Below are 14,923 nucleotides of genomic sequence, written 5' to 3'. Positions count from 1 at the left end.
CTGCCGCAAGAGCCTATTCCGTCCGATGGGCTGTTGGGGCTTAGGCAGCAAGCGACAGACACCCTGTTTCGGACTGTTGCCAGCCTGCAATGCCGCGCGTTGTACCAGCTCAAATGCGCATGGATCCGCGGGCTACAGCTCACGTCCAGCGTGTACGCGGGAGTCAGACTCTCTCGGCAGGTCGGGGCCCTTCGCGTCCAGGCCGATGGCCACCGGCGACGGGCGGGAGAGCAGGCCCCCACCTCAGCCACTTACGCACCGCAGCGGCCCCGTGGTGCTGCTCCCGGAGCCGGAGATCCCCGCCGGAGGCTGGTCTTGGATGTGATGTACGCGGCAAGCCATAATCGCCGCGTGCCCCTCTTCAAGGCGCCTGCCGCCTTCGCAGTAAGACAGCTCCTCGTGGTGGGTACCGCCTTCGAATTGCTCGCTTTGGCCCGCGCCGACGGTGAGGACCCCTTCGAGGTGGGACCGTACAAGATGGCCGCGTACGTGGCCCTCGCGCTCACGGGCGTCCTTGCCGCCTGGTCCATCAAGCGGCGGGGGAAGGGCCGGGGCGGCTCCCGTGGCTGAGATTTTCTTCCTGCTGCTGAACTGGGCTGTCCCGGCAGTCGTGCTCTTCTTCATCATTTATTGGTCGGTTCGGCTGGCGATCAGGCATGAGAAGCACAGGCAACCGAGTGCAAGGGACTTGGATCGGGCGCGGCACGCACGCGTGACAGCGGAGCGAGCGGCGCAACGCCGTGAGTGGAAGGAACGGGAGGCTCGACGGGGTGAACAATCCGAGCTGTAGCGACTTGGTCACCTGAGCGCTGACACCCCCAGCGCGGACACCGGCACCCGCACGAGCTCCGGCACTCCGGCGCGTCGCTCATGCTCGCCCGGGGAACCCCGCTCCACCTCGTCTCCGAAGTCCTCGGCCACGCATGCATCGCGATCATCAAGGACGTCTACGGACACCTCGTTGAAGAGGACCGCCGCGCCGCGACCGAAGCCATCTCCAGCGCTCTCCTGTTAGCAAGATCCGATGGAACCTGCGAGGACGACCGCGCACCCAGCTACGCGACTGGTGCAAACGGTCACCTAGGGCACCACGACGAGCTTCCCGGTGGCTTGGTCGTTCTCCATGTACCGGTGGGCCGCAACGATGTCGTCCAGGCCGAAGACACGATCGACGTTGGGTCGATAGACGCCGGCCTCGACCTCGTGGACGATCCGCTGCAGCACGGTCGCGCCCGCGCTGCCCTTGAAGTCGTCGCTGTGGAAAGCCGTGAGCTTGGTTCCGGACGGGATCATCGCTATCGGCTCGAAGTCGGGGATCAGCCACCCACTGAGGGAGCCCGACACACACACCGCCCCGCCACGACGGACCAGGTGCAGCGAGTCCACCGCCGTGCGCGCCCCGACGAGATCCAGAACATAGTCCGGACCCTCGGGCCAGACCGCGTGCAGGCTCGCCGTCAGCGGTCCCCCGGCGTCGACGAGCACGTGGTCGACGCCGGCCCCAGTCAACGCGTCGACCTTGCCTTGCCGCCGGGTCGTGGCCGCGGTCTCGACACCGTAGCCGGCCGCGATCGACGCGGCCGCCATCCCCACCGACGACGTCCCGCCACGGATCAGCAACCGCCCCTGGCCACCCGGCACGACCCCCAACGCGTCCAGCGAGCCCTGCGCGGTCAAGTACGTCTCAGGTAGCGCGGCCAAGACGTCCCAGGGCAGCGTGGTGGTGATCGGCATCAGCAGCGAGTTCGGCAGCAACGCGTACTCCGCATAGCCGCCGTCGAACTCCCGGCCCATCTCACCCATCACCGCCGCAACGGTCGTCCCGTCCGGCAACTCGGGATCGGTCGAGGCTGCCACGATTCCCACACATTCGATCCCGAGCACACGCGGGAACGTCACACTCGGGGAATGCCCCTGGCGGGTCCTCAGCTCCGACCGGTTCAAGCCCGCGCCCTTCACCTGCACGAGGCTCCAGCCCTCCCGAACCGCCGGTACCGGCAGCTCACGGATCTCGAGCACCTCCGGGCCACCGGTCCTGACACAGACCGCCGCTCGCATGGTCATACTCATCTCACACCACCTCGGAGACATGGGTTGTCGCGACACCGAAGATCTCATCGCGCATGCATCCACTGTCGCGAGAAAGCGTTGTGACCGGCCACCGGTAGAATGCCAAGTTATGCCCGTTGGCCGCCAACTTGCCCCGTCCGGTCCGACATCACATCTATGGCCGTCCGGAGGCGTACATCTATGGCCATCGGGGGGAACAAGCCCGGTGGATTCCCATGCACGTGGACATCTGGTGTACGCCGCCCGTGGCGTCCTGTCCGTGCACACCGAACGCGGCACATCGATCGTGCCGGCCAATCGGGTCGCATGGACCCCCGCCGGGTTCACGCACTACCACCGCGCGCACAGCCACACCGATATGCGGATCCTCTTCCTACCGGCGTCCCTGGCCCGGCTCGTACCCGGCCATCCCGCCGTATTCATGGTCTCCGACCTCGCCCGCGAAATCCTGCTCACCCTCACGGGCCCACGCAACTACGACCGGGCCGCGGGCGACCACGACCGGGCCGCGAGCGCTCGCCTCCGTCGAGTCCTCGTCGACGAACTCCACGAAGCGCGCGAGCAGCCACTGCACCTGCCGGAACCGCACGATGACCGGTTGCAAGCCATCGCACAGATGATGTACGAGCAGCCCGGAGACAACACCTCACTGGCCGAACTCGGGCAGGCGATCGGAGCCAGCGCCCGCACTCTCAGCCGGCTGTTCCACAACGAACTCGGCATGACCTTCTACGAATGGCGCACACAGCTACGCATCTATCACGCACTCGTCCTTCTCGCCGACGGCCACGACACGACCCACGTCGCCCACGCCTGCGGCTGGGCGAATCCCAGCAGCTTCATCTCAGCCTTCACCAACATCATCGGCACCACCCCGGGCCGTTACCGATCCGGTCACCAGCGCCCCATCACCCCATGACCTGAGCCATCGGCGACGATCTCGCGGCGCGCTCGCAACTGAATGTTGACGGCTCGGACCACGCCGCTGAGGGCGGTGAGTGCTTTGGATACGGCGCGGTGCTGTGCGGCGGGCGACCCGAGCTGCCGGCCGAGACCGGCCCCCAGGCCGCATGCCCGGCCGCCGAGCCATGCCAGTTGGAGGTCCACAGTCTTGACCTCGATCTCTTGCTTGCCTGTCACACGGCCTCGGCCGGCTGGAGTGCAGGGGTCAGGCCGCAGTGATGAGCGCGGCGGTCTCGCGTAGGTGGCGGTGTATGCCGCCGTAGACCTCGGCTCGCGGGAGCAGGGACTTGGCGACCTTCGTCACGACGCTGTAGTTCGTGTCCACCACGTTGGCGATGGGCACCTGGCTGGTCTGGCTCAGCAACTGGTAGCCGTCGAGCCTGTCCAGTGCGAACAACTCGCACAGCCAAAGCACCATGTCCACCTGACCCGCTCGCCAGGCGTCTTCGAGGGGACGGCTCGACCCGACCACCATCAGATGCTCGTCGTCCTCCAGACGTGGCCACACAGGGGCGCCACCCTTGATCAACTCCACCACCAGAGTGGTGTACATCGCGCCTTCCACCGCGGTGCCGCAGGACTCACCCTCACCCTGGCGATAGTGACCATCGCCTATGGAGAACAACCCGCCCTCCACATTCACGCCCAGGTAGCAGGTGGAGCCGGGGCGCATCTCGGGGGTGTCCATGTTCCCGCCGAACTTGTCCGGCACGAGCGAGGTGCGCACCTCGCCCGAGGCCGGCGCGACTCCGACCGTGCCGAGCATGGGCGCGAGCGGCAGTTCGAGACTCAGCTCCCTGCTTCGCGCCTCGAAGGTAACCGTCTTACGGGCGGAGTCCACCTGGTAGATCCAGGTCCGCTCGGGCAGCGGTTCCTGCAGCGTTGCCGTACGGTCGGTGCTGGTCAGCCCGCCGAAGAACGGGATGGTCGCCGACGCGCCCCACGAGCGGGCGGGAGTCATGTCTACGAAGTGCAGCGCCAGGGTGTCGCCTGGTTCGGCGCCTTCCACGTGGAACGGGCCCGTCTGGGGGTTGAGGTAGCGCGCGTCGAGCGAGAAACTGGCCAGATCGGTGATATCGCGCAGCCTGCCGGCGAACGCGTCGTCGCTCCACAGCCGCAGCACGGTTCCGGGTTGGATCCGGTGAGAGGGGGCGGTCCCGCCGAACGTCCACGCGTACTGCTCCGGCTGCGGGGTGAACTCAAGGATCTCCATAAGCGCGCGGCTCTCCTTCGCGATGACGATCGGGGCAGCCGATCTGGGGCGAGGTGTCCATACCATACGACATCTAGGCAATAACCACGCTAAACGCCACTTATCTCCGTCTCGACCGCTGAAGACGTTCGTGACGATCCACTCCCGCGCTGTGGCAGGGTGCCGTTCTTGCGCTCACGATGGACGAGTCGATGAGGTCTTCCTCGGTGGAGCAGCGTCCCACCAGCTGTGGCGAAGGCTCTTGGCGGACCGCACGTACCGTGGGTCGGCGTACGACTGCGCGCGAACGCGCCGCCCAAAACGGCAAACCCGGGCATCGCAGCGGAATGCCCGGGCGCCTCATCGAAGGACAGAGAACCACCGGCTGACGCGAAGCACTCAACGAACTCGCCATCGCCCACCCAGGCGGAATCAAGTAAACGATCTCACTACTCGAGATCATCTTTACCACCTTGAGGTTACTGGCTCAGGGCGTCTCTGATGGCGTAGTAGGCAGGCTTGGGGTTGAGGTTCTCGTCGTACGGCAGGGCGGCCCCCTCGCCGGGGAAGAAGGCTGGGATCCAGGAGTACTTGTCGGTGTGGCCCCAGAGGGTGATGCCCACGCACCGCCGGACGGCAAGGCAGGCCTTCGTAACGTCGGCGTACCACTTGGCCTGGGTGGCCAGCTTGTCGTCGGTCGCGGGCAGCAGCATGCGGATGTCCAGTTCCGTGATGGCCACGTCGACGCCAAGGTCCGCGAAGCGCTGGAGGTTCTCCTGGAGGGTGGTCGGATACCCGTACTGCAGGGCGAGGTGGCCCTGGAAGCCCATGCCGTGGATCGGCACGCCCTCGGCCTTGAGCGACTTCACCAGCGCGTGATAGGCGTCGCTCTTCGGGCCGATGTACTCCACGTTGTAGTCGTTCAGGTAGAGCTTGGCGTGAGGGTCTGCCTCGTGCGCCCAGCGGAACGCGTCCGCGATGTAGCCGGGGCCGAGGATCCGGTAGAAGATGGTGTCCCGGTAGGTGCCGTCCTCGTTGAACGGCTCGTTGACGACGTCCCAGGAGTAGGCCTTGCCCCTGTAGTGGCGTACCTCCTGGGTGATGTGGTTCTTGAGGATCGCCCGGAGTTGATCGGCGGTCCACGCGCCGTTGGTGAGCCAGTCGGGGAGCTGGTTGTGCCACATGAGTGTGTGACCACGGAAGACCATGTTGTTCTTGCGGGCGAAGTGGACGACCTGGTCGCCCAAGGTGAAGTCGAAGACACCCTGCTGCGGCTCGGTCGCGTACCACTTCAGTTCGTTGCCGGCCGTCGTGGAGTTGAACTCGTGAGCCAGCTGGCGGGCGTACTCCGCGTCGGCTAACCCTACGACGTCGGTGGCCGCGCCGAAGTACCGATCCTTGGCGGCGGCCAGCTCGCCGAGGGTCTTGGCGGGGCGGCGGCCGCCGTCGGCGGACGCCGGGACCGCCGTCAGCACCAGTCCGGCGGTAGCGAACGCGGCGAGCGCGGCAAGCGCGTGTCGATGAGCCATCGTCTGATCCTTCGAGTGGGAGCCTAAACTTTCGAAATGTTTCCTTAACTTTCGACGTACGCTAAAGGCGTCCGGATGCGCGGTCAATAGCGAATGAAGGCGTCGGCTTCCGGCACCTTCGGCGCGGACCACAGCCCGTCTGCCGTCTTGCCGCGCGTGCGTCAGGACGAACTGCTGCCACAGGTCGAGCACGAACCGGTCGACGCGGCGAGGTCGATCACCTCAGGCGCGGCGCTGAAGCGGTAGGGCGGCCAGTTACCCACCCGTGGCGTCTGCGCGACGCGGTTTGGTGGCCGAACCAACTGCCCGGACTCGTCGTCTTACCAAGTAGTTCCGAACCCAGGGGGACTGTCATCGAAGAGGACGGAGCGGCGGAAGGCGGCACAGCAGTGATGGAATCCCGACCAGAGCCCACTTCAGTCGCACTCCGTCTATTGCACCGGGCTTGGCGGCCTTCGGCGCATTCCGACCGGCCCCCGCCCATCTGGAACGCGCCCCCGCTGCAGCGGAGATTTTTCCCGGAAAGGCCTTCTCTCTTCCCCAACAGGCTCATCCCTCTGTTGCTCCTGCTGGTGGTTTTCGTGGCCGCGCGGTGGCTCCTCTACCTGCTGGCGCTGTACTACTTCTTCCGCAGCGCCCGCCTCCTCGTCTGGCGCCTTTTCGGCGACGATGCCCCTCCGGATGTGCACGACCCGATGGTGACGCGCATCAAGAGACTGCGGACGTGGACGGCGCCCACGGTGTCGCTCGTGCTCCTCGTATCGTTCGCCACCCCAGAAGACGTCATCACCGAGAAGATCACTGAACCCTTTCTGACACTTATCGTCGCGCCCTGGCTTCTCGTCGCCACCGCGACGGTCGTCATCGGGATATTCATCCGCTGCGCGCCACCCGAAGAGCGCCCGGTTATGCGGACCGCCCTGCGAAGTCCGTTGCGCAAACTCGGCTATTACGCCGGCACATTGCTCCTCGCCTACGCTCCCCTTCTCGGCCTCATGTTGTGGCTGCCTGACGGCGAGGTGAATTTGAACAACGCCAGCTGGCCGGTCAAGGCGGCCGTGGCGGCGTTCGTTTGGTTTGCGCTCGTATTCCTGTTCGCCTCCGGCAGGGTCGTACGGAACGGCTTCGGCCTGGGCACCATCCACCCCGCGCTCCCGGCCTTGCTGACCGGCGTCCTGGTCTGGGAGTGCTTCGCCCTCAACGGACTGCCTGGAGGACCGCCGGCGATCGCGTGCCTGCTGTTCCTCGGCGGCCCGATCATGATGAGCGCCATCGTGTGGTGGGAACTCCACCGGCTGCGCGTCTGTCACGGGATTACCCTGCGGGGAGGTTGGCCCGCCCGCAGCGTCCCGAATCAGTTCGAAAGCGGCCGAGTGAGAGGTGGAGATGCCGACCTCATCCGGCAAAGTGCGCGGCGGTCGGAGTCAGACGCCCCCATGTACCACTCTGCGGAGCAGCGTGATGTTCGGGACCGCTGAGCACGATCGGCATGGCCGGGTCGCTCCTCCCGGCTCCCCGACAAACCGCGCCGCGCCTGCGGCGTCCCCGCGCTCCTTGGCGCGTCAGCGGAGGGCGGCCCGGCCGCGCGCGTGCGCGATGCGTCGCGGCGAAAGATTTCTCCGGGGCCGTGTCGATCTGCGGGCCACTCGTTCGGCGTCAGGGTGCGAGAGCCGAGAGGCGGCCCCGCCGGACGAGGAGAACGCGATGCCGAAGTACATGCTGATCATGCGGGGCACCGACGAGGCGAACGCGGCCATGATGGCCGACATCGACGAGATGATGGCCACGACCCGCCAGTTCATCGAGGACCTGTTCAAGGCCGGCGTCTACGTCGCGGCCGAAGGGCTGGACGATCCGGGTCAGGGCGTCGTGGTCGACTTCAGCGGCGAAGCCCCGGTGGTCACGGACGGGCCGTACGGGGAGACCAAGGAACTGTTCGGGGGCTTCTTCCTGCTCGATGTCGCCTCGAAACAGGAGGCGGTCGAGTGGGCCAAGCGGGTCCCGGCGGCCCCCGGCTCCAAGATCGAGGTCCGGCGGGTGCCCGGGAGCGACGAGGTCCCGCAGGTCGGCGGGTGATCGTCAAGGACTGGGCCGGGCCCGAGAGCAACGGCCAGATCTGATGGGTACGGCCGATGTCGAGGCGGTCTGGCGGATCGAGTCGGCGCGGATCGTCGCCGCGCTGACCCGGTCCACCGGCGATTTCGGGCTGGCCGAGGACGCGGCCCAGGAGGCGGTGGCCGAGGCGGCCAGGCGCTCGCTCAGCGGGCGGGCGATGGCCGCGGCGCCCAGCTCGGCCAGCACCTCGGCGTGGCGGCCGAGCCGTACCTGCGCGTCGAAGAAGTCCTCGGCGACGGTGGCGCGCAGCTCCTCCAACCGGGCCGCGACGTTGCGGGCGAACGAGGCCTCCAGCACGTCCGCCAGCGCGGCGCCCCGCCATAGCTCCAGGGCGGTGCGGAGCAAGGAGGAGGCTTCACGCGGCCTGCCGGCTGCGAGCTCCAGCCTGGCCTGCCCGGCAAGCTGCTCGAATCGGTGCGCGTCCACGTCCTCGGGGCGCAGCGGCAGCCGGTAGCCGCCGGCCACCAGTTCCACGGACTCCGGCCCGCCCAGCGTCCTGCGCAACCGGGAGACCAGGCCATGCAGCGCGTTGACGGCTCCGGCGGGGGGCTCCTCGCCCCAGATGCCGTCGATCAGGGAGTCGGCTGACACCGGGCGGCCGGCCTCCAGCGCGAGCCGCGCCAGCAGCATCCGCAGGCGCGCGCCGGGGATGTCGATCGGGGAGGCGTCGTCAGAGGTGGCTTCGACCGGACCGAGGAGGGAGATCTGCACCGAGCCAGCTTCCCATCCGCGCCCTTCGGACGGTCGCCGGACCCCGGCCTCGCCCGCTGTGCGCAACACCGGCTGTAACCGGGCGGAATGTGGCTGAGAGAGCCACTACTTCACGATGTTCATCAGGAGATGGGTCGGCTGGTGGTACCCGGCAACCTTCACCGCCTGACGGTAGGCGCGCAGGGCTCCGGTGATGTCGCCGCGTTCCTCGTGGAGGCTGCCCAACCGAGACCAGAGGATGACGGCCCCGTGTCCTGAGGCTGCGCGTTGAAGCGCGTGTTCCCCTTCAGCCAAAACGGCGGCGGCCTGGGGCTGGTCGTTCATCGCGATGTGGACCATGCCGAGGGCGATCAGTGCTTCGGCTCGGGCTACGGGGGCCGCGTCAGCGGTGAGCCTGGAGCGGGCGGCCTGCGCCCAGCGCAACGCCTCGTCGAGGTCGCCGAGTTGCACCGAGGCGCGGGCCAGGTTGGTCTCGCACTCGCTGATCTCCGCCGGGCTGGCCAATTGCGTGAGGCGCTCGTGCGCGTCGAGGAGGAATTGCAGGGCCTGGCGTGGCTCGGCGGGTTCGCCGTCCAGCAACATCTCACCGTAGAAGGTACGCAGGACGGCCAGGTTGCGCTGGTGGTCGGTTTCGCCGAACAGGGCCAGGGCGCGGTCGGCGAAGGCCTTGGCGTCGGCGCCCCGGCCTTGGTAGTGGGCGGTGACGGCGGCGTTCCAGTAGGCCGAGCCCCTGGCCAGCGGGCTGCCCGTGCTGTCGGAGATGTCGATGAGGCGTCGCAGCAGGCGGGCGGCGCGTACGAGGTCGCCCCGGTGGATGTAGACGCCGGCCAGGGTGACGCCCAGCCGCACCGCACTGTCGCTCCATTCCATGCCCAGGTCCTCGAACGTGGCCATCGCCCGTTCCCCGAGGTCGGCGGCGTAGCCGTAGTCGCCCAGCTCCCGGCTGCAGCGCAGCATGTCGGTGGCCCGTTCGGCCCACAGTGCGGTGCCGGGTTCGGTGGCCTTCCACAGGGCTTCGTAGGCGGCGAAGGCCTGTTCGGCGCGGCCCAGCAACTCCAGCGCCTGGGCTCGGCCGAGTTCGGCCCGTGTGTGGAACGGGGGCGGGGCGGTCTGTTTGACCTCCTCAAACTCGCTCAGAGCGTCCTCGGCGGTTGCGTGATGAAGGGCCAGTTCGGCGAAGGCGAGCCGGCGCTCTGTCTCCTGCCACAGGTCCGGCTGCCGCCCGGTGGCGAGATGGTCGGGCGTGGTGCCGAGCTGTTCGGCCAGATGACGCAGCACCTCAGGTGAGGGACGCCGCCGCCCCGACTCGATCAAGGACAGGTAGCCGGCTGACAGCAGGCCAGGCTTGACCAGTTCCGCCTGTGAGCGCCCCTGCTCCTGGCGTAGTTCGCGGATGCGCTGTCCGACGCCGTCGTCGATCATGCGAGGATCCTACCAGGAGTAATGTGCAAGCTTTACATTCAATTACAGCCTCCATTACAGTAGGCCGCTCCTCACAGGGAAGCTCGCTCACCCAACGAAAGGCGTTTCGGCTATGACTACTCAAGACTCCAAGATCGACGCCATCGGCAGGTTCTTCGCCGCGTACGCCGCCCACGACATCGAACGCATGCGCGAGGTACTGGCCGATGACATCCAGTGGACGATCCCCGGACACCATCCCCTGTCGGGCGTCAAACATGGGGTGGAGGAGGTCGCCGCGTTCCTCACCCAGTTGGGGAAGTCCGGCTTCCAGGCCGACCCGATGTTCCTTGAGGCCAACGAGGAATACGTGGTGGACATCCACCGTGGCTGGACCACCGAGGGCGCGGGCAAGGTGGACACCCTGTGGGCGCTGGTGTGGCACTTCAACGCCGACGGCAAGGTCGACAAGGTGGTCAACCTCTCCGGGGACCAGCACCAGATGGACGCTTTCGTCTGGGACAACTACGCCCTGGCTCCCATCCCCGCCCGCCTGGGCTGACCTGACAACGAAATACCGGAGATCCGGCCGCCACGGACAAGGGCGCCGTCGTGCAGCGCTCTTGCCAGCCTCACTCGCTACAGCCCCAGAGCGGCAGTGCGTTGGGCCACCTCGGATTGCCCGGTCAATGGCGTTCTCAGGCCGGACGCGAGTGACCGTGACCAACCCCTCATCACCGGCGTTAATGGCACGGTGATCAAGGCTCTGACCTCATCAGGAAGGGTACAGATGGTCGGTCGAGCCGGTCATTGCGGGCCTGGCGTACTGGCTGCGTGAAGGCGTACACCGGTGGCTCGTGAAGCCAAGGCGAGGGCGCTGGAGATGGGGGCGTCGGCGTATCCGTCGTTATCTGGGTACAGCCCGAGCCCGTGCACGTCGGCGAGGAATCGGTCAGGATCGTCTCCCTCGCGGAACCGGTAGCTGTACAGGCTGAACGTAGTGATCAGTTGCTCGTTGACCTCGTAAGTGAAGTCCGCGCCCTTGAGGTCGGCGAAAACGGTGGCCACAGCTGTGCGCAAGGACAGTGGTCCCGCCACCTTGGTGACGTACTTGGTTGCCCATCCACTCTCGGCCAGGACGGTTCCACCCTCGGCTGCGTAGACTGCGACACCGAACTCTCCGGTGATGCCTGGGTGACCTTGATCCGCCTAAACACGGCGATGGTGGGTGTCCGCTCGGCCGTCGCTACGGCTGCCCGGGCAGAGCGTTTCCTCGCTCGTTGACCGGCTGCTGCTTCTTCCGGCTGCTGCCGGACCAGGTCCGCCGGCCGCGCTGGTTTTGAGAGGTCGCGGATGCGCTGCAGGCGGATCCCCAGCGGCTGGCCGCATCGTCGAGCAGGCCCTGCTGATGCACCCAGTGCCTGTCCACGTGGCTCAATTCGAGGGTGTCCACGAAGCAGGTAGCCGAGTGGGCAGGCAACAGCCCCAAGGTCCTCCTCAGCACGTACTCCAAGTGCCTCGTGGGGGAAGCAGAGGTTTCCCTCCATCGGATCATCGACGCACTCGGCGGAAGGCCGTGGGACGCATTGGGAAAGCAGAGCCGCCGTCAGCCAATGACGGCCGGACACAGCCGGACACCCGCAACTGATCCAGATCATACGAAAGTCCAGGTCATCGCGCGATGACCTGGACTTCCGAGTGGAGCCGACGAGGGGAATCGAACCCCTGACCTTCGGTTTACAAGGTCCCAAACGATCTTCGGAGTCGTTCAGAACCGTTCGCCGCGCTGGTTATCAGTCATCCGACCGTCCAGATCCGTCCGGCGCAGTTCGTGATTGCTCCCCCCTTGATCACCGCCCCATCGGGCACTCGCGGCCGCTGGCGACGGTTTTACAGGGCGTCGCCGTTCTTCCCACCGACCCCTTCCGACAGCCGAAGCCGCTTCACCTACCCCGCCTTTATAGGCGAGTTCGGTTCAAGAAGATCAGCAGGAGGCATTCTGGACCGTACTCGGCGGCTCGGCCACGATGAGGACATGACGGGAAGCGGATCAGCGCAGCCGCCGACGGCAGGCGGAGGAGCAGGATTGCGCCTGAACTGGACGGCAGTGAGCGCTCTGGCGGGTGCGATTGCCGCCGTGGTCGCGCTGGTCGCCTACCTAATGCCGCCGGCCTCGCCTCCCCGGCCCCAGCCCGACACGGTGATCCCCACCCCGGCCCCACAGTCATCGTCACCAGATCCGGTCGCCACCCGGCATGCACCGCCGACCCCGAGTCCATCGCCTGAGTCCAGCACGCCCCAACCACCAAGCCCCACGCGAGTGGTCCCGATTTCCTCCCCACTGGTGTCAGCGGTCCGGCCCGGCGGCTGCGACGAGGCGGCGGCGGCGCTGACCGCATACCGCCGGAACGCCGGAACCGTCCGCAGCAGCCAGGCGGCCGCGGCTCAGCAGACGTACCGCGACCTGATGGGCGCAGTCCTCGACGCGCAAGGAGTGGTGGGGGCGAAGATCAGTCGGCTGGCCGCCGAATTCCAAGAACTGAACTTCCGCTTAACCGGCATGACTGGCGGCGACCCCAACCAGGTGATCGCGGATATCAATACAGACGTCGCGGAGCTCAAGCGGCTGTGCGAATCCATCTGACCTGACGACACATCTACGGGCATCTCCTGGAGAGCGACCGCCGCGCCGCAACCGAAGCCCATCTCCCGCGCTCTCCTGGGGAAACAGCCCCCGGTGGCTCCCAAAGACGCCGAAGACACTGGTTGAAGATCGGAAAGCACAAGGCCCCTGATGGCGTAATGCCTTAGTGCCCGTGTACAAACCGTTCGTCAGGTGGATCTGGGAGATGCGGATCGGGCGCGTCGTCGTCCCATGGGGATGATCATGGCCTACAGGACCATGGCCTCGTGATGCTCGGGTAACCGCTCGTAATCTCGTACGCAGCGCCTGCGCTGGGAGATCCACGACAGCGTGCGCTCGACCACCCACCTGCGCGGCAGGACCACGAAGCCGCTCATGTCGTCGCTGCGCTTGATGATCTCCAAGGTGAGCTTGACGTGCTTCTTGGCCCAGGTGACGAGCTTGCCGCCGTAGGCGCTGTCGGCCCAGATCAGTGTGATCCGCTCGTACCAGTCGCGTAGGCGTTCCAGGGCGGGCTTGGCGCCGTCGCGGTCCTGGACGGATGCGGCGGTGACGATGACGACCAGCAGCAGGCCCAGGGTGTCGACGATGATGTGCCGCTTGGTGCCCTGCACCTTCTTGGCCGCGTCGTATCCGCGTGAGCCGGCGGCGACGGTCTCAGCGGCCCGTAGCGACTGCGAGTCGATGATCCCGGCGCTGGGCTCGCTCTCGCGTCCGTCGGCCAGGCGGACCTGTTCGCGTAGGTCATTATGGAGGGCGTAGAGGTCACCGTCCTGCCACCAGCGGGTGAAGATCGCATGGACGGTGCGCCAGGGCGCCAGGAAGTCGGCGGGCAGATTGCGCCACTTGCAGCCGTTGTCGGCTACGTACCGGATGGCATCCATGATCAGGCGGCGGCAGTATTTCTCGGGTCGGCCACCCTTGCCGTGCAGCCAGGCGGGCCAGGGCATCAACGGCTCGATGACCTGCCATTCCGCGTCGCTCATGTCGGTGGTGTAGCGGGGGCTCGGGGTGGATGGCCGGTTCCGTGACCGTAGCGGCAGGCCACGCATGAGCAGGTGTTTTCTTCGTTGTGGGAGACAGCGGCGGGGGCGGTGGCGTTCAACGGCGTCAGACCTTCCGGTTGGTAATGGGGCTTGGATAACCACCGTTGCTACCGGAAGGTCGCTTTATGTTGCAGAAGATTCGCGCTACGTCACCATTTCGCCTGATTGCTGGCCCGAACAGCGTGCCCAGCGGTCAGTTTGTACACGGGCACTTAGCGAAGCCAGGCGGCGGGTGCTGGGGTCCGAGGATCCGCTGCCATCGGGAGCTCGGCGGGCGGGTGAGCTGGCCGCCGCCCGCCGAGCGGTTGCTTACCGGTGGCTCTCCGCCGCAGACCTGAGCGCGTCGAGCGTGGACTGGTGCGGCTGGTCGATGACGGCCTTCGACTCGTCGACGAGGCCGGTCAGGCGGGCTACCTCGGCGTCGGTCAGGTTCTTGGCGACCTCGGCCGCGGTGATGTTGGCGCGCAGGTGATCGGGGTTCGTCGTGCCGGGGATAACGACCATGGCGGGGGAACGGCGCAGCAGCCAGGCCAGCGCGACCTGGGCCGGCGTCGCGCCGAGGCGCTCCGCGGGGCCGGTCAACTCGTCGTAGCTGGTGAGCTGTCCAGAGGCCAGCGGGAAGTAGGGGACGAACATGATGCCCTGCGCCTCGCAGTCGGCGAGGACCTGGACGCCGCTGCGGTCGAGCAGGTTGAAGCGGTTCTGCACGGCCGCGATCGGCGTCATCTTCTGCGCGCGGGTCAGCATCTCCGGCGACGCGCCGGACAGACCGATGCGGCGGATGAGCCCTTGGTCGCGCAGCTCGATGAGCACGCCGAGTGAGTCCTCCAGCGGCACGTCGCTCCGCGATGCTGCATAGTCGCCGCCGAGCCGCAGGTACGTCAGCTCGCTCGCCTCCGTGCCCAGGTCTTCCAGGGCCTCGTGGACCTGCCGGCGGACCGTGTCCGGGTGGTCGGTGATGATCCACGACCCGTCCGGGCCGCGCCCGGCGCCGACCTTGTTGCCGACGATCACTCTCTCCGGGAACGGCCGCAGCGCCTCCCCGATCAGCTGGTTCACCGTGCGCGGCCCGTACGCGTTTGCAGTGTCGAAGAACGTGACTCCCAGCTCGACCGCCAGCCGCAGCGTCCGCCGCGCCGATTCCGGGTCGTCCGGCAGGCCCCACACGTTCGGCCCGGCGAGTTGCATGGCGCCGTATCCGACTCGATTCACTGGCTCTCCCTTTTCGTATCAGTGCCACGCCGATCTGCGT

General features: G+C 67.0%; 13 protein-coding genes and 4 pseudogenes. 8 read left to right on the top strand and 9 right to left on the bottom strand.

Annotated elements, in window-relative coordinates; translation table 11 throughout:
- Positions 1-351 precede the first annotated feature (351 nt).
- Together ACQPWU_RS04900 and ACQPWU_RS04895 are read left to right on the top strand one after the other, a co-directional pair.
- Positions 352-570 carry a hypothetical protein gene (locus tag ACQPWU_RS04900; RefSeq protein WP_433437182.1) on the top strand — a complete coding sequence of 73 codons (219 nt, stop codon included), beginning with the start codon at positions 352-354 and terminating at the stop codon, positions 568-570.
- Positions 571-840: 270 nt separating this feature from the next.
- A pseudogene (locus ACQPWU_RS04895) lies at positions 841-948 on the top strand (site-specific integrase); the annotation flags it as partial.
- Between the two features lie 132 nt (positions 949-1,080).
- Here ACQPWU_RS04895 and ACQPWU_RS04890 read toward each other — a convergent pair.
- Positions 1,081-2,070, bottom strand: coding sequence for a zinc-binding dehydrogenase (locus tag ACQPWU_RS04890; protein WP_433437180.1), 990 nt, complete (start codon positions 2,068-2,070; stop codon positions 1,081-1,083).
- A 232-nt stretch (positions 2,071-2,302) separates the two neighbouring features.
- Here ACQPWU_RS04890 and ACQPWU_RS04885 point away from each other — a divergent pair, with 232 nt between their 5' ends.
- Entirely contained in the window at positions 2,303-2,989 is a 687-nt protein-coding gene (locus ACQPWU_RS04885; RefSeq protein WP_433437179.1) for an AraC family transcriptional regulator, read from the top strand.
- On the opposite strand, the gene ACQPWU_RS04880 is transcribed toward ACQPWU_RS04885, so the two are convergent.
- From ACQPWU_RS04880 to ACQPWU_RS04870, 3 genes are all read right to left on the bottom strand, one after another.
- Positions 2,965-3,210 (bottom strand): hypothetical protein, encoded by a 246-nt coding sequence (locus ACQPWU_RS04880; RefSeq protein ID WP_433437177.1) that lies wholly within the window; start codon positions 3,208-3,210, stop codon positions 2,965-2,967. The genes ACQPWU_RS04885 and ACQPWU_RS04880 overlap by 25 nt on opposite strands.
- A gap of 28 nt (positions 3,211-3,238) precedes the next feature.
- Complete coding sequence (locus ACQPWU_RS04875) at positions 3,239-4,246, bottom strand: acetamidase/formamidase family protein (RefSeq protein WP_433437176.1); 1,008 nt, start codon at positions 4,244-4,246, stop codon at positions 3,239-3,241.
- 458 nt (positions 4,247-4,704) lie between these two features.
- On the bottom strand, positions 4,705-5,754 hold the full coding sequence (locus tag ACQPWU_RS04870; protein WP_433437175.1) for an endo-1,4-beta-xylanase: 1,050 nt from the start codon (positions 5,752-5,754) through the stop codon (positions 4,705-4,707).
- Positions 5,755-6,314: 560 nt separating this feature from the next.
- Between ACQPWU_RS04870 and ACQPWU_RS04865 the strand changes: the two genes are divergently transcribed.
- The 3 genes and pseudogenes from ACQPWU_RS04865 to ACQPWU_RS04855 form a co-directional block, all read left to right on the top strand.
- Complete coding sequence (locus ACQPWU_RS04865; protein ID WP_433437173.1) at positions 6,315-7,232, top strand: hypothetical protein; 918 nt, start codon at positions 6,315-6,317, stop codon at positions 7,230-7,232.
- 226 nt (positions 7,233-7,458) lie between these two features.
- A pseudogene (locus tag ACQPWU_RS04860) lies at positions 7,459-7,874 on the top strand (YciI family protein).
- Positions 7,874-7,999, top strand: a pseudogene (locus ACQPWU_RS04855) (RNA polymerase subunit sigma-24); the annotation flags it as partial. The pseudogenes ACQPWU_RS04860 and ACQPWU_RS04855, both read left to right, overlap by 1 nt.
- Positions 8,000-8,049: 50 nt before the next feature.
- Here ACQPWU_RS04855 and ACQPWU_RS04850 read toward each other — a convergent pair.
- A pseudogene (locus ACQPWU_RS04850) lies at positions 8,050-8,499 on the bottom strand (AfsR/SARP family transcriptional regulator); the annotation flags it as partial.
- Between the two features lie 186 nt (positions 8,500-8,685).
- Positions 8,686-10,002, bottom strand: coding sequence for a helix-turn-helix domain-containing protein (locus ACQPWU_RS04845; RefSeq protein WP_433437172.1), 1,317 nt, complete (start codon positions 10,000-10,002; stop codon positions 8,686-8,688).
- A 112-nt stretch (positions 10,003-10,114) separates the two neighbouring features.
- On the opposite strand from ACQPWU_RS04845, the gene ACQPWU_RS04840 reads away from it, so the two are divergent.
- Complete coding sequence (locus tag ACQPWU_RS04840) at positions 10,115-10,543, top strand: nuclear transport factor 2 family protein (protein ID WP_433437170.1); 429 nt, start codon at positions 10,115-10,117, stop codon at positions 10,541-10,543.
- A gap of 245 nt (positions 10,544-10,788) precedes the next feature.
- Here the strand turns inward: ACQPWU_RS04840 and ACQPWU_RS04835 are convergent, their stop codons facing one another.
- Complete coding sequence (locus ACQPWU_RS04835) at positions 10,789-11,169, bottom strand: DUF6461 domain-containing protein (RefSeq protein WP_433445153.1); 381 nt, start codon at positions 11,167-11,169, stop codon at positions 10,789-10,791.
- A 1,156-nt stretch (positions 11,170-12,325) separates the two neighbouring features.
- Between ACQPWU_RS04835 and ACQPWU_RS04830 the strand changes: the two genes are divergently transcribed.
- The gene (locus ACQPWU_RS04830) at positions 12,326-12,625 is read left to right on the top strand and encodes a hypothetical protein (RefSeq protein WP_433437169.1); all 300 of its coding nucleotides are present in this window, start codon (positions 12,326-12,328) and stop codon (positions 12,623-12,625) included.
- A 248-nt stretch (positions 12,626-12,873) separates the two neighbouring features.
- Here ACQPWU_RS04830 and ACQPWU_RS04825 read toward each other — a convergent pair whose 3' ends face one another.
- Together ACQPWU_RS04825 and ACQPWU_RS04820 are read right to left on the bottom strand one after the other, a co-directional pair.
- Positions 12,874-13,677: an IS5 family transposase gene (locus ACQPWU_RS04825; protein WP_433437168.1), complete on the bottom strand. Its 804-nt coding sequence runs from the start codon at positions 13,675-13,677 to the stop codon at positions 12,874-12,876.
- Positions 13,678-13,980: 303 nt separating this feature from the next.
- Entirely contained in the window at positions 13,981-14,883 is a 903-nt protein-coding gene (locus tag ACQPWU_RS04820) for an aldo/keto reductase (RefSeq protein ID WP_433437167.1), read from the bottom strand.
- Between the last annotated feature and the right edge of the window lie 40 nt (positions 14,884-14,923).

It is taken from the genome of Nonomuraea sp. CA-141351 (assembly GCF_050944675.1).
Lineage (GTDB): Bacteria > Actinomycetota > Actinomycetes > Streptosporangiales > Streptosporangiaceae > Nonomuraea.
This window is presented reverse-complemented; position numbering and strand designations above follow the sequence as displayed.